Annotated in this window: 24 protein-coding genes; 6 read left to right on the forward strand and 18 right to left on the reverse strand. The window is 71.5% G+C overall.

What is annotated here, in order from left to right:
- Positions 1-17: 17 nt before the first annotated feature.
- Positions 18-839: an arylamine N-acetyltransferase gene (locus tag AB0J57_RS31990; protein ID WP_366131880.1), complete on the reverse strand. Its 822-nt coding sequence runs from the start codon at positions 837-839 to the stop codon at positions 18-20.
- Positions 840-1079: 240 nt separating this feature from the next.
- Here AB0J57_RS31990 and AB0J57_RS31995 point away from each other — a divergent pair, with 240 nt between their 5' ends.
- On the forward strand, positions 1080-2285 hold the full coding sequence (locus AB0J57_RS31995; protein ID WP_366131881.1) for a hypothetical protein: 1206 nt from the start codon (positions 1080-1082) through the stop codon (positions 2283-2285).
- Between the two features lie 113 nt (positions 2286-2398).
- On the opposite strand, the gene AB0J57_RS32000 is transcribed toward AB0J57_RS31995, so the two are convergent.
- Positions 2399-3706 (reverse strand): MFS transporter, encoded by a 1308-nt coding sequence (locus tag AB0J57_RS32000; protein WP_366131882.1) that lies wholly within the window; start codon positions 3704-3706, stop codon positions 2399-2401.
- Positions 3707-3761: 55 nt separating this feature from the next.
- On the opposite strand from AB0J57_RS32000, the gene AB0J57_RS32005 reads away from it, so the two are divergent.
- Positions 3762-4760: a DUF5937 family protein gene (locus AB0J57_RS32005; protein ID WP_366131883.1), complete on the forward strand. Its 999-nt coding sequence runs from the start codon at positions 3762-3764 to the stop codon at positions 4758-4760.
- A gap of 38 nt (positions 4761-4798) precedes the next feature.
- On the opposite strand, the gene AB0J57_RS32010 is transcribed toward AB0J57_RS32005, so the two are convergent.
- The 4 genes from AB0J57_RS32010 to AB0J57_RS32025 all read right to left on the reverse strand — a co-directional run bounded on the left by AB0J57_RS32010 (position 4799) and on the right by AB0J57_RS32025 (position 6883).
- The gene (locus tag AB0J57_RS32010) at positions 4799-5227 is read right to left on the reverse strand and encodes a nuclear transport factor 2 family protein (RefSeq protein WP_366131885.1); all 429 of its coding nucleotides are present in this window, start codon (positions 5225-5227) and stop codon (positions 4799-4801) included.
- Positions 5228-5406: 179 nt separating this feature from the next.
- Complete coding sequence (locus tag AB0J57_RS32015; RefSeq protein WP_366131886.1) at positions 5407-5793, reverse strand: VOC family protein; 387 nt, start codon at positions 5791-5793, stop codon at positions 5407-5409.
- Complete coding sequence (locus tag AB0J57_RS32020) at positions 5790-6083, reverse strand: metalloregulator ArsR/SmtB family transcription factor (protein WP_366131888.1); 294 nt, start codon at positions 6081-6083, stop codon at positions 5790-5792. The genes AB0J57_RS32015 and AB0J57_RS32020 overlap by 4 nt, the downstream gene beginning before the upstream one ends.
- On the reverse strand, positions 5972-6883 hold the full coding sequence (locus AB0J57_RS32025) for an NAD(P)-binding domain-containing protein (protein ID WP_366131889.1): 912 nt from the start codon (positions 6881-6883) through the stop codon (positions 5972-5974). The genes AB0J57_RS32020 and AB0J57_RS32025 overlap by 112 nt, the downstream gene beginning before the upstream one ends.
- A 32-nt stretch (positions 6884-6915) precedes the next feature.
- Here AB0J57_RS32025 and AB0J57_RS32030 point away from each other — a divergent pair, with 32 nt between their 5' ends.
- Positions 6916-7212 (forward strand): hypothetical protein, encoded by a 297-nt coding sequence (locus AB0J57_RS32030; RefSeq protein ID WP_366131890.1) that lies wholly within the window; start codon positions 6916-6918, stop codon positions 7210-7212.
- On the opposite strand, the gene AB0J57_RS32035 is transcribed toward AB0J57_RS32030, so the two are convergent.
- From AB0J57_RS32035 to AB0J57_RS32060, 6 genes are all read right to left on the reverse strand, one after another.
- Positions 7188-8078: an NUDIX domain-containing protein gene (locus tag AB0J57_RS32035; RefSeq protein ID WP_366131891.1), complete on the reverse strand. Its 891-nt coding sequence runs from the start codon at positions 8076-8078 to the stop codon at positions 7188-7190. The two genes, AB0J57_RS32030 and AB0J57_RS32035, sit on opposite strands and share 25 nt — an antisense overlap.
- 43 nt (positions 8079-8121) lie before the next feature.
- Positions 8122-10011: an ATP-binding cassette domain-containing protein gene (locus AB0J57_RS32040; RefSeq protein ID WP_366131892.1), complete on the reverse strand. Its 1890-nt coding sequence runs from the start codon at positions 10009-10011 to the stop codon at positions 8122-8124.
- 359 nt (positions 10012-10370) lie between these two features.
- Positions 10371-12068, reverse strand: a complete 1698-nt coding sequence (locus AB0J57_RS32045) for a PA14 domain-containing protein (RefSeq protein WP_366131893.1) — start codon at positions 12066-12068, stop codon at positions 10371-10373.
- Positions 12069-12318: 250 nt separating this feature from the next.
- Entirely contained in the window at positions 12319-13062 is a 744-nt protein-coding gene (locus AB0J57_RS32050; protein ID WP_366131894.1) for an alpha/beta hydrolase, read from the reverse strand.
- Between the two features lie 35 nt (positions 13063-13097).
- Positions 13098-14171 carry a hypothetical protein gene (locus AB0J57_RS32055; protein WP_366131895.1) on the reverse strand — a complete coding sequence of 358 codons (1074 nt, stop codon included), beginning with the start codon at positions 14169-14171 and terminating at the stop codon, positions 13098-13100.
- Between the two features lie 79 nt (positions 14172-14250).
- Entirely contained in the window at positions 14251-15228 is a 978-nt protein-coding gene (locus AB0J57_RS32060) for a S1 RNA-binding domain-containing protein (RefSeq protein WP_366131896.1), read from the reverse strand.
- A 234-nt stretch (positions 15229-15462) separates the two neighbouring features.
- Here AB0J57_RS32060 and AB0J57_RS32065 point away from each other — a divergent pair, with 234 nt between their 5' ends.
- The gene (locus tag AB0J57_RS32065; protein WP_366131897.1) at positions 15463-16167 is read left to right on the forward strand and encodes a GNAT family N-acetyltransferase; all 705 of its coding nucleotides are present in this window, start codon (positions 15463-15465) and stop codon (positions 16165-16167) included.
- A 606-nt stretch (positions 16168-16773) separates the two neighbouring features.
- Here AB0J57_RS32065 and AB0J57_RS32070 read toward each other — a convergent pair.
- From AB0J57_RS32070 to AB0J57_RS32085, 4 genes are all read right to left on the reverse strand, one after another.
- Positions 16774-17310: a hypothetical protein gene (locus AB0J57_RS32070; protein ID WP_366131898.1), complete on the reverse strand. Its 537-nt coding sequence runs from the start codon at positions 17308-17310 to the stop codon at positions 16774-16776.
- A 661-nt stretch (positions 17311-17971) separates the two neighbouring features.
- Positions 17972-18454 (reverse strand): hypothetical protein, encoded by a 483-nt coding sequence (locus AB0J57_RS32075; protein WP_366131899.1) that lies wholly within the window; start codon positions 18452-18454, stop codon positions 17972-17974.
- Positions 18451-20310, reverse strand: coding sequence for a glycoside hydrolase family 15 protein (locus AB0J57_RS32080; RefSeq protein WP_366131900.1), 1860 nt, complete (start codon positions 20308-20310; stop codon positions 18451-18453). The genes AB0J57_RS32075 and AB0J57_RS32080 overlap by 4 nt, the downstream gene beginning before the upstream one ends.
- 118 nt (positions 20311-20428) lie before the next feature.
- Positions 20429-20863, reverse strand: a complete 435-nt coding sequence (locus AB0J57_RS32085; protein WP_366131901.1) for a hypothetical protein — start codon at positions 20861-20863, stop codon at positions 20429-20431.
- A gap of 89 nt (positions 20864-20952) precedes the next feature.
- Between AB0J57_RS32085 and AB0J57_RS32090 the strand changes: the two genes are divergently transcribed.
- Entirely contained in the window at positions 20953-21669 is a 717-nt protein-coding gene (locus AB0J57_RS32090) for a helix-turn-helix domain-containing protein (RefSeq protein WP_366131902.1), read from the forward strand.
- A gap of 783 nt (positions 21670-22452) precedes the next feature.
- On the opposite strand, the gene AB0J57_RS32095 is transcribed toward AB0J57_RS32090, so the two are convergent.
- Together AB0J57_RS32095 and AB0J57_RS32100 are read right to left on the reverse strand one after the other, a co-directional pair.
- On the reverse strand, positions 22453-23589 hold the full coding sequence (locus AB0J57_RS32095) for a cytochrome P450 (RefSeq protein ID WP_366131903.1): 1137 nt from the start codon (positions 23587-23589) through the stop codon (positions 22453-22455).
- Between the two features lie 289 nt (positions 23590-23878).
- A complete protein-coding gene (locus tag AB0J57_RS32100; protein WP_366131904.1) occupies positions 23879-24901 on the reverse strand; it encodes an NADP-dependent oxidoreductase in 1023 nt (340 codons plus the stop codon).
- Between the two features lie 100 nt (positions 24902-25001).
- Between AB0J57_RS32100 and AB0J57_RS32105 the strand changes: the two genes are divergently transcribed.
- The gene (locus AB0J57_RS32105) at positions 25002-25919 is read left to right on the forward strand and encodes a LysR family transcriptional regulator (protein ID WP_366131905.1); all 918 of its coding nucleotides are present in this window, start codon (positions 25002-25004) and stop codon (positions 25917-25919) included.
- Positions 25920-25993 lie beyond the last annotated feature (74 nt).

Raw genomic sequence — 25993 nt, forward strand, 5'->3', positions numbered from 1 at the left:
GCGCCCGGCCGGGGCGCTCAGCCGGGCTGCGGGCCGCGCGGGTGGATGGGGACCGGGAGGCGGTCGAGCGTGATGCCGAAGTGGTCTCGGTAGGCGGCCAGGACCTCCGCGTCGGTGCCGAGGGTGTACTCGGTACGCCCGCCGTCCCCGGTGGTGATGAGCGTGCGGTCGCGGAGCGTGACGCGTCCGGCCGGGGCGAGCCGGGAGCAGACGGGGCCGCGGGTGAAGTGCGAGGCAGGTGACGTCCGGTGCCACCAGGCGCCGGTGACGAAGTCGGCGAGGGCACGTGGCCGCCGCGCGAGCCGGAGCCCGGGCCTGCCGTCCCTCAGGACGTCCAGGTCGCCACACCCGTCGGTGGTGTCCTGGATCCGGAACACCCCCGCCGGGTCCTTCTGGTCGTCGCGGTCGTCCAGGCCGAGCGGGTGGTGGGCGTGGTCGCCGAAGCCGACGTCCGCGAGCCAGCGGCTGCCGTCCTCGGCCTCCACCTGGAGGGCGAGGTGGTCGTACGGGATGCCGGGCGCGCCGTCGCGTCCGTACACGCGGCCCTCCAGGAGCCGGACCCGGTAGCCCAGCGTCCGCAGCAGCAGCGCGAAGGCGCCGTTCAGTTCGTAGCAGAAGCCGCCCCGTCGCCGGTCCAGGAGCTTGCCGAGGATGGCCCCGGCGTCCAGCGAGACGTCCTCGCCGAGGTGGATCGACAGGTTCTCGAACGGCACCGTGTGCAGGTGCCGCACCTGGAGGTCGCGCAGGGCCCCGGCGGTGGGGGCGGCGAGGCGGCGTGCCCCGATCCGGTCCAGGTACGCGGCGAGGCGGGCGGGCGTGAGCGGCTCCTGGCTTTCCATGGCCACAGTCTGGCCGGACCTCCGGGACGGGGCCATCGGCCGCTGGCCCTGGTCCCAGTCCTAGTCCCGGTCCTGGTCCGAGCCCTGGTTCCAGTCCTGGTCCCCGTCCTCGTTTCCCAGTTCCCGTTCCCGAGTGGCGTTCCCCGTCCTCTTTCCTGGCCGGTCATCGCCCGCGAGCCAGGCGCACCGTGCCCCGAAAACCCCAGGCCGCCGCCGGTACCCGCCCAGTACCATCCCCGGATGCCGGACATGGAGACGCTGATCCCGTCGGCCGGGCAGGCCGACACCGACGCCCTGCGCGCGTACGACGCCCAGGAGCTCGCCCGGTACGTGGCCGAGCCGTCGCACCCCTGGTGGCGGCGGAGGCCCTGCGCGCTGGCGCTCGCCGGACGCGTACCGGAGGCGTGGGCCGGCCTGCTGCTCGACCGGGTTCGCGACACCGGCGACGTGGGGGAGGTTCGCCGCGCGCTGCTGGAAGTCGTCGGGGACCACCCGGAACTGCTGCCCTGGCTGCGCCACGATGACCGCCGCAACGAGAAGTCCTACGGCATGCCGGAGGCGTTCCTCAGCACACGCGGCCTGGCCGGCGACCTCACGGCCGTCGCGGAACTGGCCACCCTCGCCGCCGACCCGTGGCAGCACAGCCAGGAGGCCGGCGAGACCGCGCTGGACGCGCTGGTCGAGCGGCACGGCGTCGAGGCGGTCCTGGCGCGGCTCGGGGAGGACCGTCCCGAGGACCGGCTCTTCCGGCTGCGCATGCGGTTCCGGGCGGGTCAGGACGTGACGTACGCGCTCGCCGACCCGGACCGGATGGTGGCCCACCGCGCCCACACGCTCGCGCACGACGCCGACCGCCTCCGGTCGTACCTCGCCGAGGCGCCCACGACCGAGGCGAAGCTCTGGGCCGTCCTCGCGCTCCACGAGCTGACCGACGACCTCGGCGAAACACGCACGCTCTACGAGGCCCTGGGCCGTCCCCGCGTCGAGGTTCCCGGCCTGGACGAGGAGCTGCGCACCGCGATCCTCCACGAGTACGCCCCCTGGAGCCGGCGCCTCACCGACCCCCGCTGGCGCGTCGAAGCCCTGTGCGCCGAACCGCCCGCTCCCCATGACGTGGACGGCTGGCTGCGCCGCGCCACGGAGGCGCTCACCTCCGCGGGCCTCGCCCCGAACCCGCCCGTCCACTGCGGGGCCCACCACCAGCAGGGCGACGGGACGTACCACGTCATCGAGTTCGGCGACAGCGAGGTCTGGATCAGTACCCTCGGCCGGTTCGCCATCGCCCGCGAGGCCGGAACCGACGCCCGCCCGGCACTGGAGGCGGCCGGCCTCCGCTGGATCGACGAGGAAACCGAGGCCATCGAGGTCACCGACCTGTACGTCTACTACTTCGGCAGGCGCGCGCCGCTCTCCGTCGACACCCTGCTGTTCTACTGGCAGGACTAGGCCGTTCCTTGTGGATCACCTGAGGCCGCCCCGGACCGCGACCCGCCGTTCGCCGACGGCATTTCGCCAACCGGAATGTGGCCGACGGCGTTTCGCCGACGGCATGAGGTGAATCAGCCACCAGTCCGGCCCGTGGAGACATGGCCCGGGCCATCGCCCGACACCCGCCGGGGCGGTGTGGCGGCCACGGGAAGTTCTCGCAGCGTACGGACGGGGGAGCAGAAGACGGGGAGGAAGGCGACGGCCATGAAGATCGCGCCCGCCCAGACCGCCGTGCGTACGCCTGCCGCCTGGCCGATGAGGCCGCCGAGGGCGGAGCCGATGGCCAGAGCGCCGGTGAGCAGGAAGCGGAAGGTGGCGTTCATGCGGCCGAGCAGCGGGTCCGGGGTCAAGTGCTGGCGCAGGGACACGCCGAGGACGTTGTCGATGCCCGTCTTCGTCAGGGCCGCGAGCCACCCGGCACCGGCCACCCACAGCCACGGCCCGTCGCCGACCAGCGCGACGGCGAGTGTGGCGGGTGCGAACCAGAGCCCGGCCAGCCCCAGGGTCCGACCGTGGCCGAGGCGGGAGGCGAGGCGGCGGGCGAGGCCGGCACCGAAGAGGATGCCCAGGCCGCCGGCGGCCCAGTACGCCCCCAGCACCCCGGAGGGCAGGTGCAGTTCGCGGACGAACAGCACCGGCAGCACGGCGTTGATCATCTGTGCGCCGAGGTTGCTGAGGGTCGCGGTCAGCGCCAGGGCGCGCAGCTCGCGGCTGCCGAGGACGTGGCGCAGCCCTTCCGCCATCTCGGTCCGCAGCCGTCTCCGGTCGGCCGGCACCACCCCGGCAGGAGCGTGGCGCCGCCCGATGCCCATGAGGCCGGCGGCGGAGGCCAGGTAGGCGGCGGCCCCGCCGAGGATCGCCAGGGGAGCCGTGAGGAACTGGACCAAGAAGCCGCCCGCACCGCGACCGGCGATGTTGGCGCCGGCCATCAGGCTCACGAGGGCGACGTTCGCCGGCACCAGGCGCTCGCGGCCGACCAGTTCGGGCAGGACGCTCTGCGAGCCGACGTCGAAGAACACCGTGGCGCAGCCGTTCAGCAGCACCACGACGTAGAGCTGGGGCAGTGACAGCACGTCCAGCCACCAGGCGACGGGGACGGACGCGAACAGCACGGCGCGTACGGCGTTGGCGGCCACCAACACCCGGCGGGCGGGCAGCCGGTCCACCCAGGCGCCCGCGGGCAGGCCGATGATGAGGAAGGCGACGGTGGACAGCGCGGCCAGCGCACCGGCCTGGCCGGGGCCCGCGCCGAGGGTGGTGACGGCCAGCAGCGGGATCGCCACATAGCCGACGTTGCTGCCGAGGTGGCTGAGCGAGCCGGCGGCGAAGAACACGCGGAAGTCGCGCAGCGGCCAGGGGGAATGGGGCGTTCGGGTCATGCCCGTACCGTGCTCGACCCCCGACCCGACGCCCTATTGATTTACCCTCAGCTAAATGATCGAGATCGAACTCGGCGTGGAGGACGTGGCCCGCACCCGCTTCGCGATCTCCCCGCTGTGGGAGCTGGTGGCCGGCGTCCGGGTGCTCAAGGGCGCGGACGAGCACGGCCTGCACCGCACCTGGGCCGAACAGGTGCGCCCCCGGCTGGCGGCGGCGGACCTGGACCTGGGGCCGCTGTTCGACCTCGTTCCGGTGCCGACACGCTCGCCCTGGACCGGCCGCATTCCGGGGTTCATCTGCCCCCCGCCCACGACGCCGCTGCCGTCACTGGACGTGGAACTGGCCACGGTCCGGGCCACCCCTCCGGCGCTGCTGCACACGACGGCCGAGGTGCCGCCCGAGCGGATGGCGGCACTGCGCGCCGACCCGGCAGCCGAACTCGGGCGCCTGGCCGACGTGCTGGAGGCGTACTGGGAGCTGGCTCTTGCACCGTACTGGTCGCGGATCCTCACCCTGCTGGAGGGCGACATCCGCTACCGCGCCGGCCGTCTCGTCGAAGGCGGGGCCCAGCACCTCTTCGCGGACCTCGACCCCCAGGTCACCTGGGCCGGAGGCACCCTGCACCTGGAGCACCGCACCGCGCGCGGAGCGCGCCGGCTCGACGGCCGGGGGCTGTTGCTGGTGCCGTCCGCCTTCGTGTGGCCGCGCGTGTTCTCCGTGCTCACAGAGCCATGGCAGCCCTCGCTCCGCTACCCGCCCCGCGCCGTCGGCACGCTGTGGAACACGCGGCCCGCGGCCGTGTCCGATGCCCTGGCCGGCGTACTCGGCCGCTCCCGCGCGACCCTCCTGACCGAACTGACCGCCCCCGCCTCGACCACGGACCTCGCCCGCCGCACGGGCCTGACCCCCGGCGGAGTCTCCCAGCACCTGACGGCCCTGCGCACCGCCGGCCTGGTCAGCTCCCACCGTGCCGGCAGACAGGTGCTGTACGCGCGCACCCGTGCCGGAGAGACCGTCGTGGCGGCCGCGGGCTCCGCCCGGACGGCTCCATAGGCCGACCGGGGAGGCCCCGTCACGACGTACAGGCCCCGTCACGACGTACAGGCCTCGGCGATCGACAAGCTGTTCTCGTAGAGGTGGTGCCGCGTGATCCGGCCGTCCTCGACGGTGAGGTGCAGCGCGAACGGGCCCTCGAAGGACTTTCCCGTCTCCCGTACGGTCCCCGACACATAACCCATCAGCACGGCGTCGGTGCCGTCGACGAGGAAGGTGTCGACGGAGGCGCGCGCGTCCTCGGGCACGGTGTGCTCCATCAACTCCGTGAACTGGGCGGCGCATTCGGCGGCGGTGGACCGCAGCCTGATCCACGGGACGACGGGGTTCTCGGCGAGCACCCAGTCGACCTCGTCGGCGAAGAGCGCGACGAGCCGCCCGGTGTCCCCGGCCAGACGAGCGGCCAGGAACTCCTGCACGACGGCCCGCGTGGCCTCGGCGATGGGATTCGTGTACGTGACGGACATGCGCTCTCCTCGCGGCTGCGGCCGGATCACGACAGGGGCTCCCGTCGATGTGTTCGATCCTGCCGGGGGAGGGGAGAGCGGTCGATTACCGCCGGGGTAATGAGGACGTTCCGGAGGAGAGGGAGGACAGGGCCCCGCATCCGAGTGGATCGCGGCGGTCGAACGGCCCCGGAGCCGCCTTACCTGCTGTGCACGATCTGGATCAGGTTGCCGCAGGTGTCGTCCAGGACCGCGGTGGTGACCGTGCCCATCTCCAGCGGCTCCTGGGTGAAGTACACCCCGAGCTCGCGCAGCCGGTCGAACTCCGCTCGTACGTCGTCCACGGCGAAGGACGCGGCCGGGATGCCGTCCTGGACCAGCGCCGACTTGTACGGCGGCACCGCGGGATGGCCGGAAGGTTCGAGCAGCAGCTCGGTCCCGTCGGGGTCCTCCGGCGAGACGACGGTGAGCCATCGGTCCGTACCCAGCGGGACGTCGTGCTTCTTCACGAAGCCCAGCACGTCGGTGTAGAAGCGCAGGGCCTTTTCCTGGTCGTCGACGAAGACGCTGGTGAGGTGGATTCTCATGGGGTGCTCTCCGGTGCATCGGGCCTGAGCCATCGGGTCACGATGCGCTCAAGGGGTTCGGTGTTCAGGTCGTGGAACTTGTAGCGGCCCTGGCGCCGTGAAACGACCAGACCCGCCGCTTCCAGTACGGCCAGATGCTGGCTGATCGCCTGGCGGGACAGCCCCAGACCGTGCTTGGTCACCAGCCGGGTGCAAATCTCGAACAGGCTCTGGCCGTCCCGTTCCGCCAGCTCATCGAGGATGAGCCGACGGGTGGGGTCGGCCAGCGCCTTGAACACATCCTCCGCCATGACCACCACCATAGGCAAGTAGTGACTTGCCTATCAAGCGGGGGTTCCGCCGCCGCCCGACCGAAGGGACGCGCCCGCCCTAGTCGTCGACGGCGCCCGGCGCCAGGGCTGGGGCGGGGAAAGCGGGCCGGGACCTCGGCGCCCGACCACCAGACACCGATCGCGAAGACCGCGGTGGCCTCCAGCAGCCCGGCCCGGTGAAGCCCACCGCACGGAAGCGCGGTGCAGTGCATGCTGCTGACCAGCTCGGTGGTGAGCCGTACGGCCTCTGGCGCGTCCGCGCAGAAGGGCACCGCGAGCGGCGCGTCCTCGAACGACGGGCGGTCCATGGTCCAGATGCTTTCGTGGACGAGGCCGAAGACCTTGGCGACATACGACCCGGGCGCCGCTTCCGCGAGTTGCCGGGCGACGGGGACCGTTGCCGTGAGGACGGGCCGCCCGTCGCCGCCCGGCGCCATGGGGACCGTGCAGTCCAGCAGGACGCGGCCGGCAAGCGGCCCGGCGAGGCTTTCGACGAGCCCGGGCGCCGCCACGGCCGGCACCGCCACCAGTACCGCTTCACCGTGGGCGGCGGCCTCGGCGAGCGTGCCGTGCCCCGCGGCACCCGCCAGGTCCGCGGCTCGGGCGGCCGCGGCCGTGTCGCGCCCACCGATCCGTACGTCGTGCCCCGCCCGCACCCAGGCTCCCCCGAGTGCGCGCGCCATCGCCCCGGTACCGAGAATTCCGATGCGCATGCTCGTGCTCCGTTCACGTCGCTCACAGTGGACGGGGCTGACGCTAGGCGTGGCGATACACACCACCAGGTATGCGTCGCCCGGGCACGATGGAGGGCATGCAACCAGGACCCGACCTCGGAGGCGACCCGTTCGCCGCGGACTGCCGGGCGCGCGTCGCCTTCGAGGTGCTCGCCAACCGCTGGGACAGCGTGGTCGTCTACATCCTCGGCGAGGGCGGGCCGATGCGCCCGCGCGCCCTGCTGGACCGCATCGGCGGCATCAGCCCCAAGGTGCTCAACGACGCCCACGTCAAGGACCACCGGGCACGTCGCCGAGAAGCACCGGCCGCCGCTGGTCACGCCGGCCCCCGCATGGTCGTCAAGGCGGGTCAGGGCCAGCCGAGTTCGCTGTAGAGGCGGCCGGCCCGGATGCCGGCGATCGCGGCACGGGTGTAGGGCACGATCGGCGAGGGAAGCGCGTCGACCGGCCACCAATCCCAGCTCACGCACCGGTCCGGCTCACGCACCACCGGCTCGCCCTGCCAGCGGTGCGCGCGGAAGACCATCCCGATCCGGGGCTGACCGCCCGGCTCGTCCAGCGTGTGGACGACGTGCGCCAGTTCCACGTGCGCGGGGGCGATGGCCAGCCCCGCCTCCTCCTCGGCCTCACGGACCAGACACCCGACGGCGGACTCCTGCTCGCAGTGTCCGGCGAGGAAGTGGTGGGTGGAGGCCCCGAACGCGGCGTCGGGGTGGCGCAGGCCGAGCAGCACCTTGCCGTCCTGCTCCAGGTAGAGGTGTACGCCGACGACGTTCAGGCGCGCCCGGCCGCCCGGGCGGAGCTGCGCCGGCACGGCGGGCGGGGCGGGGTTCCGGGTTTGGTGGAGGTCGATGACCTCCTTCGTCCAGGGGCACATCGTCAAGTACGGGATCGTCGCGGCGTCGAAGTGCCGGAACATGATCCCCTCGGGACATGGCAGTTCGTTGGCGTCGCCGTCCCAGGCGCCGAGGTAGACGTGGATACGGCCCTTGGTTCCGTCAGGGCCCACACTGTCCACGACCGTGAACTCCTCCAGCGGCACGGCAAGGCCGGTCTCCTCCCGCAGCTCCCGCTCGACCGCTTCCCGGCAGGACTCCATCCCCTCGCGGTTACCTCCCGGGATGCTCCACGTACCAGGGTCACAAATGGGTTTGTTCGCGTCGCGCAGATGCAGCAGGTACCGGCCACGGGAATCGACCAGCAGCGCGGCAGTCCCGCAGGGTTCCTCGTCGATGATCACGAACAGCTCCTCGGGTGTCGGGTGTCGGGGCCGGAAGGGTCGGTCAGCGGTCCTGGGAGAGTTCCAGCAGCTCGGCGAACGTTCCGCCGGCGTGGACGAGGTCGTCCCAGCGGCCCTGTTCGGTGATCCGGCCGTGCTCCATCACGATGATGTGGTCGGCGATCTTCGTGTTCTCCAGGCGGTGGGTGACCACGATGGTGATGCGGTCGGCGGCGATGGCCTTGATCTGCTCGAAGATCTGGTGCTCGCCGCGCGGGTCCATCTGGGAGGTGGGCTCGTCGAGGATCAGCAGCCCGGGCCGCCGGTACAGGGCCCTGGAGCAGGCGACGCGCTGCCACTGGCCGCCGGAGAGCTCCGATCCGCCGAAGACGTCGCGGGCCAGGAGGGTGTCAAGGCCCGCCGGGAGGTCCTCGACGGCTTCGCGGAGGCCGACCGCGTCGACGGCCTCCCATACCGGGGTGTCATCGTGGGTGCGGGGCTGGCCGAGGGTGACGTTCTCACGGACCCGCAGCGGCCACTGGGCGAAGATCTGCGGCACCAGACCGGTGTTCGCCCACACGGTGGCCGGGTCGGCGTCGGCGAGGTCGGTGCCGTTCCAGGTGACCTTGCCCTTGTCGGGCAGGTAGATCCCGGTCAGCAGCCTGGTGAGCGTGGACTTCCCCGAGCCGTTCGCCCCGACGATCGCGAGGATCCGGCCGCGCTCCAGGGTGAGGGAGACACCGTCCACGGCAGGCTTGTCCTTGCCCGGGTACTGGTAGACGACTTCCTCGAGCCGGATCTCCTCGACCGGCGCGGCGAGTTTGCGCGGGCCGCGCCTGGGGGTGCGGGCGGCGGCGTCATCGAGGAAGGACTGCATGTCGCTCAGATACAGGCTGGTGTGGAAGACCGCGGCGCCGTTGATGACGACCTGCGAGAGAGCGGCGAGCGTGGTCTGGACGGCGATGACGGCCGTGGCGGCGACCGCGAGTCCGATCCGGCCGGTCACGGCCAGCCACGCGAGCGCTCCCCAGGTCGCGACGAGGAACACACCGCCGGCCAGCGAGGAGAGCAGGGCGATCCGCAGGGTCCGCGGCGCCGCGGCCAGGGTGCGCCGGTCGCACCGGTCGGACAGGGCCCGGTACCAGAACACCAGGTAGTCGGTCATGGAGTTGGCGCGGACCTCGTCCCCGTACTTCGACGTGGTCGCCCACCAGCGCATCATGCCGCGCACGTTGCGGTCGGCGACGTTGGCGTAGTGGATCTCGTAATCGACCCGGGCGGTCAGGACGGCGCCGACACCGGCCGGCAGCACGGCGAGCAGGAGCAGCGGCAGCATCAAGGGGTTCAGCACCGACAGCACGCCGCCCGCTGTGACCATGCGGATCAGCGCGGACAGGAAGCGCTGAGCGTCGGTGACCATCACCTGGGTGCGGATCACCCCCATCTCGGCCGCCTCATGCCGGTCCGAGAACCCGTCCTCCGCGTACGCCGCCGCCTCCACCCGGCACACCGCCTCGACCAGCGCACTGTCCGTCTCCGTGGTCAGCCGCGGCGTGATCCGCCGCTCGGCGTACGTGGCCACCGCCCCCGCGCCACGCCCCAGCGCGGCTGCGAGCGCCACCACCATCAGCGCCGCCAGGGCACCGCGCAGCCGCTCGCCGGCGGAGCCGTCCCCGAGGACGGGCCCCATGGCGCGAGCGGTGGCGGCCAGCAGCACGGCGGCCGAGACGCCGGTGACCACCTGGCAGCCAAGCAGGAGCTGCACGGCCCGCCGGTCGGTCCGCCACGACAGCATGGCGATCCGGCCCAGGACGGCCGGAATCTGCGCACACATCCGGCGGAAGGAGACCTCGGCGAGCGGATTGACGGAGTACTGCCCGCTGTAGGTGATCTCCGCCGGCGGTGGCGGAGGCGGCGCGGTGTCCTGCTGTTCGTTCGTGGCGGCCGAAGTCAACGTGGTCCCCCTCTGACGGTCGTGCGGCGTGCTCGTCAGGCTCAACGACCCGGCCGGGATATCGAACACCTGTGTTTCGGTCGGTTACGGAATCCCGAGATAGAGCGCGCGACGGAGCGTGGGGGATGCATCGACCCGCTTCCCGCAACGGGAGGGCACAGCAGGGGGGTTGGCCGAAACGCCGACACCGGCCCCCGTGCCCTGGATGGAGGCGGCGCCCTGAACCAGGCAAGGGAGCCGGCGGCTGGCCACCCGTGCCGGAGGGCGTACGAGGGGCGACCGGCGAGGAGCCGTGGCCTGGGTGCACGGCTGAGGCCGCCGCCCCTTGCCGGGGCGCGGCGGCCTCGGGCGGGGGTTGCTCAGCTCGCGGAGGGAGTGCCGAGTTCGGTGACCTCGACCCAGTTCACGCTCTCGTCGTCCGCGCGGAGGGAGTTGCCCCAGTCGTCCACGGCCACCACGGCGTACATCACGGTCTCGCCGTCCGCCGTACTGCCGTGGAGGAAGGAAGTGGTGTCCTCGGCGATGTAGGCGAACCGGTGCGCGAGCCAGACGTGGCCGCCCTCACCGTCGTCGTACTGCTCGGCCTTGAACAGCTCGTACCGCTTCAGGTCGGGCTCGGTGCTCGGCTGCCACTCCAGCAGTACGCCGTCCTCGCGGGCCGTCGCCTTCAGGCCGGTGACGGGCGCCGGGGCGACCAGGTCACCATCGGTCGTGGCGGACGCCGAGGCGGACACGGGGGACTCGTTGCCCGCCTCGTCCACGGCGGTCACGGTGTAGGTGTACGTGCTGCCGTGGCGGACCGACATGTCCGTGTAGGTGCTGCCCCAGACCTCCACGTACGGAGCGCCGAACCGGTACAGGCGATAGTGGCTGACGTCGTCGCTCGTCGAGCGGGTCCAATTGACGACGATGCCGTTGCCCGGCTCGAACTGGGCCGTCACGCCCGTTGGCACCGCGGGTGCGTAGTCGCCGTGCGTGGCGGACACCGCGCTGCGCGTCACCGACGTGTTGCCGGCCGCGTCGGAGGCGGAGACGGCGTAGGTGTAGCCCGTCCGCTCGGCGGCGGTGGTGTCCGTCCAGGAGGCGGAGGTCACCGTGGCCATCTGGACCACGGGGTGGGGGCCACCGGCGTCGGTCTGCCCCTGCTGCTGGCGGAAGACGGTGTACTTCGCCGCACCGGGGACCGGCTGCCACGCCAACGCCGTCCCACCCTGCCCGTCGGTCGCCGTCAGCCCGCCCGGTGCCGCCGGGGCGGTCCGGTCGACACTGGCGACCGTCTGGTCGGCGCTGCCGAGGGACTCGCGGCCCGCCTTGTCGACGGCACGAACCTGGTAGAGGAACGATTCGCCGGTAGCGGGCGGGTAATTGACGAACGAGGTACCGGTGACGAGCGCCGTGCCGCTGACCTTCGCCCAAGCGGTGGAGCTCAGCCTGCGGTAGACGCGGTAACCGGCGAGGTCCATCTCCTTGTTCGCCGACCAGCGGAGCGTGGCCTTGTTGGTGGCCCGGTCGTACGCCACCGAGGTGCCGGTGGGCGCGAGCGGCCGGACCGTGTCGACGGTGGCCGCCGTGCGGGGCGCGTAGGTGAACTTCACGTTCGCGGAGCCCGTCCAGGCCACGTAGTCCACCCGGAGGGTGTGGGGTCCGGCCGGGACGGTGACGTTGACGGTCTTGCTCTGCGTGGTGGAGACATTCCGCCACAGGTCGATCTTGCGCACCCCGTCGAGGTACACGCGGATGCCGTCCTGCGTCGCGGCGGAGAACGTGAAGGGCCCGCCGGAGCCGAAGTCGCGGGTGACGGACCAGCGGACGGAGAAGTTGTCCCTGGGCAGGGTGACGCCGGCCGGGTCGCCGGTGCCGTAGTTCTCGTTGATGGTGGTGTCGCAGCTAGTGAGCTTGGGGGTGCCGCTGAATGACGTGTTGGCGAAGAACTGCGCCTTCCAGATCGGAGAGGCGCAGGTGACGGCGGCGGCGGCCGGGGTGGCGGTGAGCAGACCGCCTGTGGCGGCGAGGGCGGCCGTCGTGGCCAGCGCACTCAGCCAGGTACGAGTGATCACAGAGTAAAGGGCCCTTTCCGGACCACACGGCGCAAGGCCGGGGCTGTTCAGCACAAGATGAAGAAGCGATGCGCGTGGGGGAAGGCGGTGCGGGTGGGGCCGGTGTTCCGCCGGAAGGGCACTGTACAGCCCTGCTCCACTCCGCACGACAGACGGTCGGCCCCGGGGCGCCCAGGCTGGAACACCTGCTTGGGGCCGGCGGTCTCGCCGCCCTCCCGCTCGGCTGGTGGGCGTTTTCCCGAGATCACCGTCATCGACGCCGGTCAGCCCCAGACGCTAGCTGCCGGGCGAAGCGGCGCACTGCCCCGGTGAAAGCCTCCGGATCGTCGAAGTTCGCCAGATGCCGAGCCCGTGGGATCAATTCGACACGAGCCTGCGGGTGCGCTCGGGCGAAGTCCCTTTCGCCGGAACGGAAGACGGTGTCCTTCTCCCCGTTCAGTATGAGGACCGGAGCCTTCACATGACGCATGCTCTCCGCGTCGAAACGGCCGAGCACCTCTCCCCATGCGGCGGGCAGGGCATGGAACGCGTAGCCCGTGCGGATGGTCGGCTCCACCACGTCGGGAGAGTAGAGCCGGCGCAGCACCCTGTCGTTCCACCGGGCCAGCCGGTCCGCCGGTACCCGGGGAACGAGCCCGGCGACCCACCGATACGGCGCCGCCCAGGCGCCCTTGGTGGAGGCGCTCGCCCCGGCGAGGACCAGCCCTCGCAGCCGCTCGGGGCGACGCCGGGCGAACTCCAGTGAGGCGTATCCGCCGAGTGAGTGTCCGACGACCAGAGCCGGGCCACAGGCGAGGGACTCCACCGCTGACGTGATGATCTCCGTCGCCGCGCTCAGGCTCCACGGCTGAGCCGTGCGGGCGCCATGGCCGGGCAAGTCGATCGCGGCGACCGGGAACTCGTCCCGGAGCGCGGCGACTTGTGCGCTCCACTGCCCCGCACTGAACCGCGTTCCGTGGACGAAGACGATGGGCGGTACGTCCACTGACATCATGATCCCCCTGTCAGTCCCTTTCGCAGACACCGCCCTCAGGACGCAACCGCGATCCAACGGTCAAGTGTCTCGTCATTGTCGTCGTACGTCAGCCAGGTACCGTCTCCCAGCGGGCGCGCGTAGCTGTCGACGGGGCCTTCGGGATACGTGACCGTCCCACGCACCCGTAGCGTTCGGGCATCGAGGAGCCAGTGGCGGGCCCGATCCGGTTCCTCGTCGGAGTCGACCGTCGAGGCGATGACGGTGTCGGCGTCGACGAAGCCGCAGGCATCGTCCCAGCGGGGCAGGTGCCCCGGGTCTTCATCGTCACCCGGCTCGGGCACTCCCTCGGCGAGCACGGTGCCGTCCAGGGCGTGCAGTCTGAGGTCGGCTCCGTAGTGCTCGACCGTCAGGAAGCCGGCGTGCTGCGTGTGGACGTCGATCAGAATGCGATCCATGGTCCGGTTGAGGTCCCAGCCGGTCAGCTTCTCCCCGTCCCAGCGCGCCCAGTGGAGAAGGATGCCGTCCTGGCCCGTGCCTATGGAGAGACCCATGTGGACGCCGTCCGGGTGGGACAGGTGATAGGAACCGGCAGCCGCACTGTCCAGTGGCAGCCGGGCCAGCTCTCGTCCGTCCCGGGCGTCCAGGACGACCCAGCGTTCCTGCCAGTCCTGACCCCCGAGTTCAGCCACTATGTGTGCCCAGACGAACCGTCCGTCGTCGGACACCCGGCAGGACCCGTGCTCCAGCCCGCGGCACACCTCCAGCTCGTCACCCGTGTGCGCATGGCCGAGCTCGGGCCCCCAGCAACCGTGCCTGTACTCCCACAGAGTCTGCCCACCCCGGCCGACGGCCCGTACCGCACGCTGGCCCGAGAACACGGCGAACGTACCGTCCGGACTCACCGAGTGAACACCGCGGTCCCACGCCGGCCACGGCAAGGGGAACGCGGCGCTCGGCGCCCGCTCCCCGGCGAAGATCTCGTCCAGCTCATAGACCTCCAGCTCCCGCCCGCTCCGGAGGAGGGCGCGGCGCGAACCGTCCCCGCGGCTCTCGAAGGCAAAGCCGTTGACCAGCGCGGCCCCACCCGGCAGCCTCACGGAGTCGCGTAGTCGTGCGTTGATCGACATGGCCCGAAGGTAACGGACAGCACTGACAGTGGGTCTGCCGGAGCCCTGCGACGCAGCCGCGAGCCCCTGGGGGTACGTGTCATTCGAGAGCCGTAGAAGCCTGTCGTCGGGAGAGCGCCAGCCTGCGTCGCTGTCGGTCGATCTCCGTGATGGCGACCTTGATCGTGTCGCCGACCCGGACGACCTCCTCCGGAGCCTCGACAGGCGTCCACGTGAGCTCTCGCAGATGGACCAGACCTTCAAGGCCGTCGGTGACCCGGACGAAGACGCCGAACGGCACCAACTTGGTGACCCGTCCCTGCAGTACCTGCCCCACCCTGGCGCCGGCGGCGAACGCCTGGAAAGGGTCAGGCTGCGTCGCTCGCAGGGACAGCCTGGCCTCTCCGTTCGTTGTGTCGAACTGGAGGAACTCGCACGAAACGCGCTGTCCCACCTCAACGATCTCCGAAGCTGCCTCGAAACGTCGCCAGGACAGTTCGGGAATCGTGATGAACCCGACACCGGGAAAGACCGGGTGGTCAGGGCCGTCGTCCAACGCCACGAACACGCCGAACCGTTCGATCGACGCGATCCTGCCCGAAATCATTTCGCCGACGCGGAGAGACTTCAGGAACGCCCAGAGCTCGGCGTTCTCCGTAGCGGCCATGGACAGCCAGGCTTGGCCCTGATCCAAATCGACGGCCGTCACCTCGGCGATGATTCGCTGGCCCGCCTCCACCGATGCAGACGAAAAATGGCGCCAAGACAGGTCCAAGGGCCCCACGAACCCCAGCGGACGAGCGGCGAAATCGTCCAGGATCACCGACACCCCTCGTGGAGACACCTCTGCCGCGATCCCGCTGCAGATGTCACCGACCTGAATCGCAGCCAGAAACCGCCGGGAAGCCTGACCGTCCGACGCTCCACCCATGCGGTTCAGCCTCTCATGGGCTCGGCGGCCGAGACGATGACTGCGGTCGTGCAGCGGAGCCCGGAACCCGCAGAGCCGCGGGAATCGTGGCGGCGAGCCTGCCGCCTTTATGCCGCGCATGCGGCAAAGCGGGGAGAAGCGCAGCACATGTGCTGATCATGGATGCCTCGCCCGGTCGGCCGCCGCGGCCACATCAGAAGTCGGCACTGATGGCTTTCGGCCAGCCGCAGGGTGGTCGGACAGGGCTACGTACCCGGTGCCGCAGGCCTGCTACCGGCACCAATTAGACTGCGGCTGCAGGAAGGCGCCGGCCCGCTGCCGTTGCCACGGCGACAGCCGTGTCGGCCGACTGCTTAACCATGACAGGAGAGGCACAGCACGATGGTGGTCCACGACGCCCTGGTACTCGACGACCCGGTGGGCCAGTCACTCCGCGGCCACCACGCACATCTCGCCCGCCAACTCGGCCAGGCTGCCACCTACCTGCCCGGAGTCGCGACCTTCTCCGCGATATCCACCGACCCTGACGCGGCGGACTGGGCCGACCTCGCCAAGCTCCTCGGCCGGGGAGAGCTCGCCGACATGTTCGGCTCCCCGGCGGCCCCGCCACCGGACTGGGAGCCGGTGTTCCTCCTCGAAGGCCGTCAGATGATCTGGCCCGGCAGCGGCCGGCCCGATCTCTCTCACGCCGGATCCGACACCAGCGTGGTCGAACTGGGCGTGGACGACGTGCCCGAGATGCTCGACCTCGTCGCACGGACCCGACCGGGACCGTTCTGGTCGCGCACCCACGAACTCGGCACCTACCTCGGCATCCGTGACAACGGCACGTTGGTGGCGATGGCGGGCGAACGACTGCGGCCTCCAGGCTGGACCGAGATCAGCGCCGTCTGCACTGCCCCGGAGGCACGCGGGCGAGGCCACGCCGCTCGTCTCGTCAGTGCGCTCACCACCCGTATCGTGGCTCGCAACGAACGCCCCTTCCTGCACGTCGCCGAGGCGAACACCGGCGCGATCGCACTCTACGAGCGGCTCGGCTTCAAGTCCCGCAAGCACGTGACCTTTCAGGGGTTCCGCACTCCTTGATCACCCCGGGCGTCATCCGGCCCCATCGCACGAACCGTAAACACCGGAGGCGCCACGGTCCCGCCAGCATCGGCGGGCGCCGGCGGCCTTGGCACGCGCCGAGCCAGGTGTGCGAGGAAGGCAACGGAGAGGCACCCGGCAAGCACTGATCCATCAGGCGAGGTCGACTCGCCCCTCACTGCTGCTCGGCGACCGCTGCCGAACCCTCACCTCGGGCCTGTCCCGGGACGCTCAGCGGGCTCGATGGGCCCGGCACCGTGGAGTAGTACGCCGTGCGCGAGCTTTGCCGGGGTCTCGGCTGGCAGCCGCTCCCGACGCCCCCGAGCGCTGTGGCAGCGGGCCCACCGACCGGTCGCCGTACGGGAGCACACCCTGAACCCGCCTTCCTTGCACGGGCTCGTCGGAGGCTTCACAGGGCAGGAGGCCGTCCAGGGAATGGCGATCGGCGGCCACCAGGTTCGCGGTCGACGGCGGCCGCCCCCGGGGCAGCGCCGGTGCGGCCGGATACGAAGGGCGGAGACAGCCGACAGCATGGTGCGGGCGAACGTCGCCGGCGGGTTGTCGGTCGACCGTCCGTCGGGCGGCTCCACGTGCGACGCGTCGGGTTCAGTCGGTGATGTACCAGTCGTTCTTGAGGTACTCCAGGGTGTAGCTGCCGAGGTCGCTTTCGGAGAAGGTGGCGGACGCCCTGACCGCTTCGACGGGCATCTCGATCTTGTCGGGCGTGCGCACCGCGATGCGCTGCGGGTCGACCGTCGCGGTTTGCAGGGCCTTCTTCTGCGCGGGCGAGATCATCTGGAACACGACGGCGTACGTCGACGTGCACGGGCCGAGCCCCTGGTCCTGTGCCTTCTTCGCAGCGGGGCCGGCCACTTCGCAGACCGTGTCGATGTCCTCACGGCCCAGGGCGTGGAGGTACTGCTCGTACCGCTGGATCGCGCCCTCGATCGTCCTGGGCGCGGGCTGGTCGCCGCTCGGCTCGGCCGACGGCTTCCCGGTCCGTGCGGACGCGGACGGCGTGGCCGACGGCCCTTCGGCCGACGTGGACGCGGACGGCGACGAAGGCTTCGCGTCCGTGTCCTCCTTCGTCGCCTCGGGACCGCACGCGCAGGCCACCAGCGCCACACAGGTCGATACCGCCACGCGCACCATCGTTCGCGCTCTCATTCGGTCCCCTCACCACCAGCCGACAACTCGTCAAGAGGTCACGCAGGATCGGAGGGAACGGTTCCCGAGCCGGTTCACGGAGTGCCCCGAGTCCGCGTGCTCCGCTGCGGTGGTACGCCTGGCGGAGGGGCGGGCCGCCGGCCTCGCCATGGCTGGTGACGATGCCGGTGGCTCCCGCGATGCGCGGCCACTGGAGTCCGGTCACATCGGTGCACGTACCCCTTGGGCCGGTGTCGGGTGCCTCGCGAGGCCGTGGACGTCGAACGCATCGGCATCGGGGCGCCGCCCGCGCTCAGCGGCGAACGACGCCCGTTCTCGGGTGGTTCTGGCTCAACTTCAGTGAAGCGGCCACCTTGCGTGACGGCTGGATTTCGCCAGGACCTGGGCCGTCACGGTGGTGTGACCTGGGCGGCTTGGCCGCACATGCTCAGCCTCGCGAGACCGGCCGCGTAGCTCTACCCGCGGTGTGTGCCCTGACCGGCCGCGACCGGCGTGCGACCGGGCAGGGCCTCGTGCGGTTCACCGTGTGGCTGAAGTACGGGACACCGGAGGCCACCGGACCCCCACGGGGCGGCGGATGCGGCCGAGCGTGCGTCATCAGGCCACGGCGGCGGCCCGCGCCGTGTTGTCTTCCGCATCAGACTGCCAAACCCGTGAAGCCGCCGACGATCGCTCCGTAGCCGATGTGGGCGAGGACCGTGACCACGGGCGTGCCCGGCCCGTAGTTGCGCATCAGGAAGCCGGGCGGTTCCAGCAGCGCGCTTTTCGGGGCGCTGGTCAGAGGGCTGCCCATGCGCGGGTGGACGAGCGGCAGCAGGATGTTGACCAGCGCGGTGCCGGCGAACAGGCCGTGCGCGAGTCCGAACAGGGCGCCCAGCCACCAGCCCGCCCGGTCAATGGCGACGAAGACGGCGAAGTAGACGAACGCGAAGACCTGACCGTTGACGAAGTGCATCAGGTAGCCGAGGGCTTTGGCACGGGTACGGTCGACGGTCACCGCCGTGCCGAGCAGGAACGGCAGGTCAATGCGGGTCAGTCTCAGCTCACTGGCGGCGCGCAGCGCGGTCGTCAGGGCGAGTGTGCCGATGAAGGCGCCCGCGGCGGTTCCCCACGCGTTCACCGCGCCGTGTCCTTGCTCGCGGCGGTGATGGCGCAGGCGGCGCTGATCAGCGCCAGGTGGCTCAGGCCCTGGGGCAGGTTTCCCAGGAAGTCGCCGGTGACGGGGTCGATCTCCTCGCTGTAGAGGCCGACGTCGTTGGACAGTCCGACCAGCTCGTCCATCAGCTCGACCGCCTGCGCCAGGCTGCCGGTGCGGGCGAGGGATTCGGCGAGCCAGAACGAGCAGGCGAGGAAGGCCCCTTCACCGCCGGCGAGGCCGTCTTCCCCCGAGTACCGGTCGACGTAGGGCCCGTGCCTCAGATCGCGATCCAGCGCGCTGATCGTTGCCCGCATGCGGTGATCGTCGCCGCCGTATCCGTACAGGTGGCCCAGCAGGACGGCGGCGTCCAGGTCGTCACTGCCGGGGGAACGTACGTAGCTGTCGCGGTCGGCCGAGAAGCAGCGGTTCTCGATGAACTCTGCGATGTCGTCGCGTGCCGCGTTCCAGCGGGGCAGGTGCCGGTCGGGGATCAGGCCGCGTTGGGCGAGGTCGGCGGCGCGGTCGAGGGCGACCCAGCACATCATCTTCGACTGGGTGAAGTGACGGGGTGGACTGCGGACCTCCCAGATGCCCGCATCCGGCTCCTGCCAGACTGTGCAGACGAGGTCGGCCAGCTCGGCGAGACGGCGTGCGACGTCGGCGTCGAGACGGCCGGCGGCCCCCGCGTACTGCCAGGCGGTCTGCATCAGTTCCCCGTAGGTGTCGAGCTGGACCTGCGCGACCGCGGCGTTGCCGGTGCGGACCGGCTCGGAGTGGCGGTAGCCCTCCCAGGACAGGGTCTTCTCCGGGGTGCGGTGCCCGCCGTCCAGCCGGTACAGCACATTCATTCGGGGGTGAGTGAGCTGGGAGGCGTGCATCAGCCACCAGAAGTAGGCGTGTGCCTCCGCCGGGCAGCCCAGCCTCAGGAACGCGGCCAGGGTGAAGGCGGAGTCGCGCACCCAGGAGAAGCGGTAGTCCCAGTTGCGCTCGCCGCCGATCTCCTCCGGCAGCGAGGTCGTCACCGCGGCCGCGACCGCACCCGAAGGGGCGTAGACCAGCAGCTTCAGCGCCAGCAGGCTGCGCATCACCGCCTGGCGCCACCGCCCGGTGTACGGGCGGTCGTCGGCCCAGCGCCGCCAGGCCGCGCACGTGGCGTCCAAGCGTGCCTCGCACTCGGAGCGGGCGGGCAGGACGAGAGGCTCCTGATGCGCGAACGGCATCGCAAGCAGAGCACGCCGGCCCTCGGCGAGCGTGAAGTGCCCGCTGACGGCGTTCGAGTCGCATACGGGCTCGCCCGCCTCCCAGGCGCAGATCGCCAGCGCGTCCCTTCCGGCTGTCGCCACGGGGACACCGGCGCGCCGGGTGATCCGGGTGCGGTGGGTGCCGTAGCCGAAGCGCGGCGTGACGCTCCAGCGCAGCGGCACGCATCCCGACAGGCCCTCGACGCGTCGCAGCAGCTCCCGCGCCGGGGTGAGCGTTGCGTCGTCGTGGAGGGTGAGGGCGTCGGTGATCCGCACCGTGCCCGTGCTGGTGCGGAAGGTCGTCTCCAGGACGTTGGTACCGGGCAGGTAGCGGCGCTCCACCCGGTAGGGCACGGACGGCTCGAGCGTGAACCGGCCGCCGCGGGCGGCGTCCAGCACGGCGCCGAACACGGCGGGGGAGTCCAGGTCGGGCAGGCACAGCCAGTCCATCGACCCGTCTCGGGCGACCAGGGCGGCGGTGCGGCCGTCGCCGAGGACCGCGTACTCCCGCAGAGAGACGTAGCCGCGGGTCCGCCGGCGTCCGGCCGAGGGGACCGGATCGATTGCTGTCTCCGGAGAACCGTTGCTGGTTCCCATGGCACCACCTTCCCATCCCGCAGGCCGCGCGTGCCATGTGTTGCGGTCCCGTCGGCGAGGGCGGGTGAGCCCCGGGCGCTCACCCGCCTGTCGCCGGTCGGGCCCGCTGCGGCGACGGTCAGCGCGGCTGCCGGGTGCCGTGGTAGCGCTGGGCGAGCCGGGCCAGGGCCACTGCGCCGAGCAGGAGGCCGAAGTCGCGCAGTGCGATGTCGTAGTGCCCGGGGATGGTCAGCAGGTTGACGATGATGCCGGCGAGCCATCCGGCGACCAGCCAGCCGCCGAAGCGGGGGGCGAGGGCGACGACGAGGCCCGCGACGATCTCGATGACGCCCACGGCGTACATGGCCGCCTGGGCGCTGCCCGGGACGATGTCGTTGATCCACGGCGCGAGGTAGGTGGGCCAGTCCACTAGCAGGTTCGTGAATTTGTCCAGCCCGAACAGGATCGGCGCCACGGTGAACCCTGTGCGCAGGATGACGAACGCCTGGTAGCCGGGGTCGGCGAGCGCGGTCCGTCGAGAGGTGGTGGACGTGGTGGTGGTTGCGGACGACATGACGCACTTCCTTCTATCGGCAACTTCCACTAGCAATAGAAGCGCGCAAACCTTCTTTAGTCAATGGCTGTGGGTTTTACACTGGTGTTGTGGACCACCCGAAAGAAGCACCCCACCCCGACGTCTCCGCCGTCGCCGCTCTCGACGAGCCGACCCGCAGGAGGCTGTACGACCACGTCGTACGCCAGCCGGGACCGGTCAGCCGCGACGAGGCCGCCGAGGCCCTGGGCCTTGCCCGGAAGACCGCGGCCTTCCACCTGGACCGCCTGGCGGACGAATCACTGCTCGACGTCGTCTACGAACGGCGCAGCGGCCGCACCGGCCCGGGAGCCGGCAGGCCGGCCAAGCTCTACAAGCGGTCCTCCAAGCAGGTCACCGTCAGCCTGCCCGAGCGCCACTACGAACTGGCCGGCCGCCTTCTCGCTCAGGCCCTCGAGGAATCCGAAGCCACCGGCGAACCCGTCCGCACCGTCCTGCACCGAAAGGCCCACAACCTCGGCGCCCAGCTCGCCGGTCAGACCAACACGGGCGTGTTCGACCTGCTGGAAGACAACGGCTTCGAACCCCGCCACGACGGTGACGCCATCGTGCTGGGCAACTGCCCCTTCCACACCCTCGCCCGCGAACACACCCAGACCGTGTGCGGCATGAACCTTCACCTGCTCCGCGGCGCCCTCGAAGGACTCGGCGAAGCCGGCTACCAGGCATGCCTGGCCCCCACCCCCGGCCACTGCTGCGTCCGCCTCGAGCCGGCCCTCGGTACTCCCTCATGTCAGGAGAAGCGGCACCTGCCCGGTCGTCAGTGACGTTGGGATCGTGGGGACCGGTAGACCGCGTATCAGTCGGCGGCGATGTCAGTCATCACGATACGGAACTCCCGCCCATGCTTCGGCGGCTGGCCGTGTCTCGCTTTTCCCGCGCCACGAAGCCCAACCAGACCACAAGCCCGGGCTCGGCGATGTGCTGCTCACCGATCTCCATGCCCCGACTGACGACCCCGCCCAGCCGACCGGTTCACCGATCACGGGGAGACAACTTGTACGAGGGACTCGAGCCGCCGAGTCACCCGGCGCTGGTCGCGGCGCGGACCGTGGCCCGACCGGAACCAGGAGGGAGCAGCCGCGCTTCGCCGACAGGACCGGGCGGGCTGCGACCCCCGTTGCCGGGGAGCCGTGCCACCCCCGGGGGGCCACGGCTCCCCACAGGAGGACCTGGTGGTGCTGCGCCCGCCCGTGGAGCCATGCCCGCCCAGGCCCGGGAGACCGTCCGGAGCCGAAGTAACCATGGACCGCTCAGGGCTTGAGGGCCGGCCTCCTGCGAGAGGCCGGCACCTACGTGTCACTGCGCCAGGTATTGCCACAGTGGCATGAGCGGCGAGTTCCCGACGGCGACGCGGCCCGTCCGCGACCCTCCACCGACACGGAGCTCGCGGGCAACGCAGGCATCGGCCGAGGCACCTCGACACCGCTGGCCGTGCCAGGTCGCGGGGCACCGGCCAACCCGTGGACCGGAACTCTGCCCGGCCCGCGACGCCCACCATCCCGCCGCCCGCGCCTTCACCGGTATGCGCGGCGGGCGGGCGCCGGCGGTCAGCCCGTCGCGCGCAGCGACAGCCGTGCGTAGGCGGGGATCAGTACCCCACGCGCCGGGCGACGGCTGGCTATGACCAGCTCCGGGAAGCCCCGCAGGGTGCCGACCACCGCGCGTATCTCCGCCATGGCCAGCGGCATCCCCAGGCAGAAGTGCGGGCCCGCTCCGAACCACAGCCGGCGCAGCCCGGCGGTTTCGGAGGGGTCCCGGTCCGGCGAGAACGGGCCGTACGCCCCCGTGCACAGCAGCGTGGCGATCACCACCCGTTCCCCGGCCTCCACCCGGACGCCCCCGATCCGCCCGGCCCGGGCCGCGCTGCGCAGCATCACCGGGGTCGGCGAGGTGACCCGCAGCGCCTCCTCCACCAAGGCGTCGGTGATCTCGTCCGGCCCCCGGCCCGTGTCATGGGCCAGTGCGACCAGCCGGGGCACGAAGGAGACCAGCGTCTCGGTGCCGGTCAGCAGGAACAGCCCCACTGCGCCTCTCGCCTCGGCCTCGTCCAAGCCCAGCGCGCGCAGTCGGCCCGGAACGGTGGACTCGTCGCCGGTCCGGTACGACGCCACCGCCGCCTCGCTCAGCCGGGCCAGCGCCGCCCGGGCACGCTCCGTCTGGCGCCCGGTCAGCGTCGTTCGCCACAGCCGTACGGACGACACCACCGCGGCGGCCTCGGTGAAGTCGCTCCCGCCGGTGGGGAGCCCGACCAGCTCGCGGATCACCTCGGCGGCCCCGTCCCGCACCACCCCGACGAGGTCCACCTCCTCACCCGCCGCGAGCCGCCGCTTCAGCCCGTCCAGCGGAGCGCGCAGCACGCGCTCGCAGACGGCATCCACGTGTCCCTGCGTGAAAAGCCCGCCGAGCCGCCTGCGCAACGCCGCGTGCTCGGCGCCGTCCAGAGTGATCAGCACCCGCGAACCGAGCACCGGGCTCCACAGCGCGGCCGCCGCGCCCGGTCCTGTCTTCGTGTACGCCTCGGCGTCCGTCAGCACCTGACGGGCGAGGCCGGCGTCGCTCACCACCACACCGACCCGCGGCACCCGCACCACCGGGCCGCGGGCGGCGACCGCGCGCATCAGCCGGTACGCCACGGGATGCGCCGCCGTCTGCACCCGCCGCTCCCAGCGCTCCCCATCCTCCACCCGGGCAAGGTAGCGCCCGTCAGGGAAAGAAGGGAGACCGGGTGCCGCACCAGCCACGACGAACCGGTGCTGATCCGCGGTCGAGCACAGACTCAGGAGTACGCGACCGGCGATCCCGCCGGCCGGCAGGTGTGGACCCGCAGTCGGGGCCATCGACGCCCAGGGATTCCAGTGCGCTCGGGTACGCGCCCCGGATCACGGGCCTCTTGGGCCCGCGGTCGCCCGCCCCGCCGCCCCGCGGCCCCGATGGCGCCGCTCCGCGCTGCCGAGGACTTCGGTGAGGTGGTGGTCAGATTGCGTCCGGGGCTTCCGCGCGGTCCCGCACGATGATCTTGCCCGTGTTCTGGCCGCGCAGCATGCCCAGGAACGCGTCCACGATGCGCTCGAACCCGTCAACCACCGTCTCGTCCAGAGCGAGCCGGCCGCTCTGCAGATGCGGCACCGCGAACTCGTACAACTCCTCCTGCACGTCACGGTAGTTGCTGACCAAGAACCCCTCCATGCGGAGGCTCTTCTCCACGATGTCGGCGTAGTTGAAGCGCGGCGGCGGCGCGTCGGGGGTGTTGTACTGGCTGATTGTGCCGATGCGGACGATGCGCCCGAACTCGCGCAGTGCTCCCACCGCGGCGGCCAACTGCTCACCGCCGACGTTGTCGACGAACACGTCGATACCGCCTGGCGCGGCCTTGCCGAGCAGCTCGGCGGCGGGCCCGTCGTGATAGTCGAAGACGGCGTCATAACCGACCTCCCGCGTGAGATGGTCGGCCTTCGCCGCCGAGCCCGCGCTGCCCACGAGCAGTCCGGCGCCGAGCAGCCGTGCGAACCGCCCGGTGGCCGTGCCGACCCCACCCGCGGCGGCCGACACGAACAGGTCCTCACCCTCCTGGAGCCGGGCGATCCGGGTCAGGCCCACATAGGCGGTCAGGCCGGTGCCACCGAGGGTGCTCAGGTACGCGGTCAGGGGGACGCCGTCGAAGCGGGGCAACTGCCGGATCTCCTCGGGCGTGACCACGGCGTGCGTGCGCCAGCCCTTCCGGTGGAACACGATGTCGCCCTCGGCCAGATGGGGTGTGCGCGAGGCGATGACCCGCCCGATGGTACGGCCCTCCAACGGTGCGTCGAGCGCGAAGCCGCCGGGTATGTCGTCCATCATTTCGCGGTGATAAGGGTCGACGGACCAGTAGAGGTTTTCCACCAGCGCGCTGCCGACTGCGGGGTCCGGAAGCGTGGACTCGACGAAGGCGAAGTGCCCGGCGGTGGGAAAGCCGTACGGGCGGGCGATCTGGTGCACGGTGAGCGCGGTGTCGTTCATGACCGGACCGTAAAGCGGGAATGCGCCCGGCGGGCAGCCGGTTGGGCTCATGCGGCACCCCGTTCCATGAGCAGTTCTCATACATTGAGGTGAGCGCCCCGTGGCCCGCACGACCGATTCCGATCTCGGCCCGCCCGAACTCCGCGTCCTGGTGGCGGTCGCGGACGCCGGCGGCTTCTCGGCCGCGGCCGGCACACTCGGTCTGACCCAGTCCGCGGTCTCACACTCGGTTCGCGGCAGCGAGCGCAAGATCGGTGCCGTGCTCTTCGAACGCGGCCGCGCCGGCGCCCGCCCCACCCCTGCCGGGGAGAAGGCCGTGGCGTACGCCCGCCGCATCCTGCGCCTGCTGGACGTCCTGACCGCCGAGGCGCGCGGTGCGGCCGGGGCCGACGTGGCGGAGGGGCCGCTGCGGATCGCGGTCTTCCGCAGCGCGGCTCTCCACCTGCTGCCGCCCGTCCTCGATCGGCTGCGCGCCCGGCATCCCGGGATCGATCCGCGGGTGCGGATCGTGCGCGAGGTGGGGCGCGGCAGCGCGGGCGAAGTGGCCGACGGGAAAGCCGATATAGCCATCGCCACGCTGGGCGGCTCCGTGCCGCTTCCACCAGGTCTGGCCGCGAACGGGCTTTTCGAGGAGCCATATGCCCTCGTGTACGCGGCGGGACACGCTTCCCCGCGTTCGCTGCCGTTGGTCGACTGGGCCGAGAACTGTGGCTCGTACACCCGCGACTGGTGGGCCGCACAGGAGTGGATCCCGAAGGCGACCGTCGAGGCGGAGGACGACGGAGCGGTGCTGTCCTTGGTGAGCGGGGGCCATGGAATGGCGATCATGCCCGCGCTCTCCCTGGTCGGGGCACCGGACTCGGCCGAGATCGCCGACCTCGGCCCCGAGCGCCCGACACGCCAGGTCGGCTACGTCACCACGTCCCAGATGGCGGGATCCGCTGTGGTCCGCGCCTTCGTGAGGGAACTGCGGGCCGCGGTACCTCGGGACAGGAGCTTCCTCGGCTGCGATGCTTGATGCCCGGGTCCGCGGAAGTCTTTCCTGTCGTAGCGGGCGCTGGGGCCCCCGCGAGTCGCCGGTCGATGGGGTGC

The organism is Streptomyces sp. NPDC049837, assembly GCF_040674455.1.
Classification (GTDB): Bacteria; Actinomycetota; Actinomycetes; order Streptomycetales; family Streptomycetaceae; genus Streptomyces.

Coding starts and splice junctions, on each gene's coding strand:
- AB0J57_RS31990 (WP_366131880.1), bottom strand. CDS start 839: ATGGAAAGCCAGGAGCCGCTCACGCCCGCCCGCCTCGCCGCGTACCTG.
- AB0J57_RS31995 (WP_366131881.1), top strand. CDS start 1,080: ATGCCGGACATGGAGACGCTGATCCCGTCGGCCGGGCAGGCCGACACC.
- AB0J57_RS32000 (WP_366131882.1), bottom strand. CDS start 3,706: ATGACCCGAACGCCCCATTCCCCCTGGCCGCTGCGCGACTTCCGCGTG.
- AB0J57_RS32005 (WP_366131883.1), top strand. CDS start 3,762: ATGATCGAGATCGAACTCGGCGTGGAGGACGTGGCCCGCACCCGCTTC.
- AB0J57_RS32010 (WP_366131885.1), bottom strand. CDS start 5,227: ATGTCCGTCACGTACACGAATCCCATCGCCGAGGCCACGCGGGCCGTC.
- AB0J57_RS32015 (WP_366131886.1), bottom strand. CDS start 5,793: ATGAGAATCCACCTCACCAGCGTCTTCGTCGACGACCAGGAAAAGGCC.
- AB0J57_RS32020 (WP_366131888.1), bottom strand. CDS start 6,083: ATGGCGGAGGATGTGTTCAAGGCGCTGGCCGACCCCACCCGTCGGCTC.
- AB0J57_RS32030 (WP_366131890.1), top strand. CDS start 6,916: ATGCAACCAGGACCCGACCTCGGAGGCGACCCGTTCGCCGCGGACTGC.
- AB0J57_RS32050 (WP_366131894.1), bottom strand. CDS start 13,062: ATGATGTCAGTGGACGTACCGCCCATCGTCTTCGTCCACGGAACGCGG.
- AB0J57_RS32055 (WP_366131895.1), bottom strand. CDS start 14,171: ATGTCGATCAACGCACGACTACGCGACTCCGTGAGGCTGCCGGGTGGG.
- AB0J57_RS32065 (WP_366131897.1), top strand. CDS start 15,463: ATGGTGGTCCACGACGCCCTGGTACTCGACGACCCGGTGGGCCAGTCA.
- AB0J57_RS32080 (WP_366131900.1), bottom strand. CDS start 20,310: ATGGGAACCAGCAACGGTTCTCCGGAGACAGCAATCGATCCGGTCCCC.
- AB0J57_RS32085 (WP_366131901.1), bottom strand. CDS start 20,863: ATGTCGTCCGCAACCACCACCACGTCCACCACCTCTCGACGGACCGCG.
- AB0J57_RS32100 (WP_366131904.1), bottom strand. CDS start 24,901: ATGAACGACACCGCGCTCACCGTGCACCAGATCGCCCGCCCGTACGGC.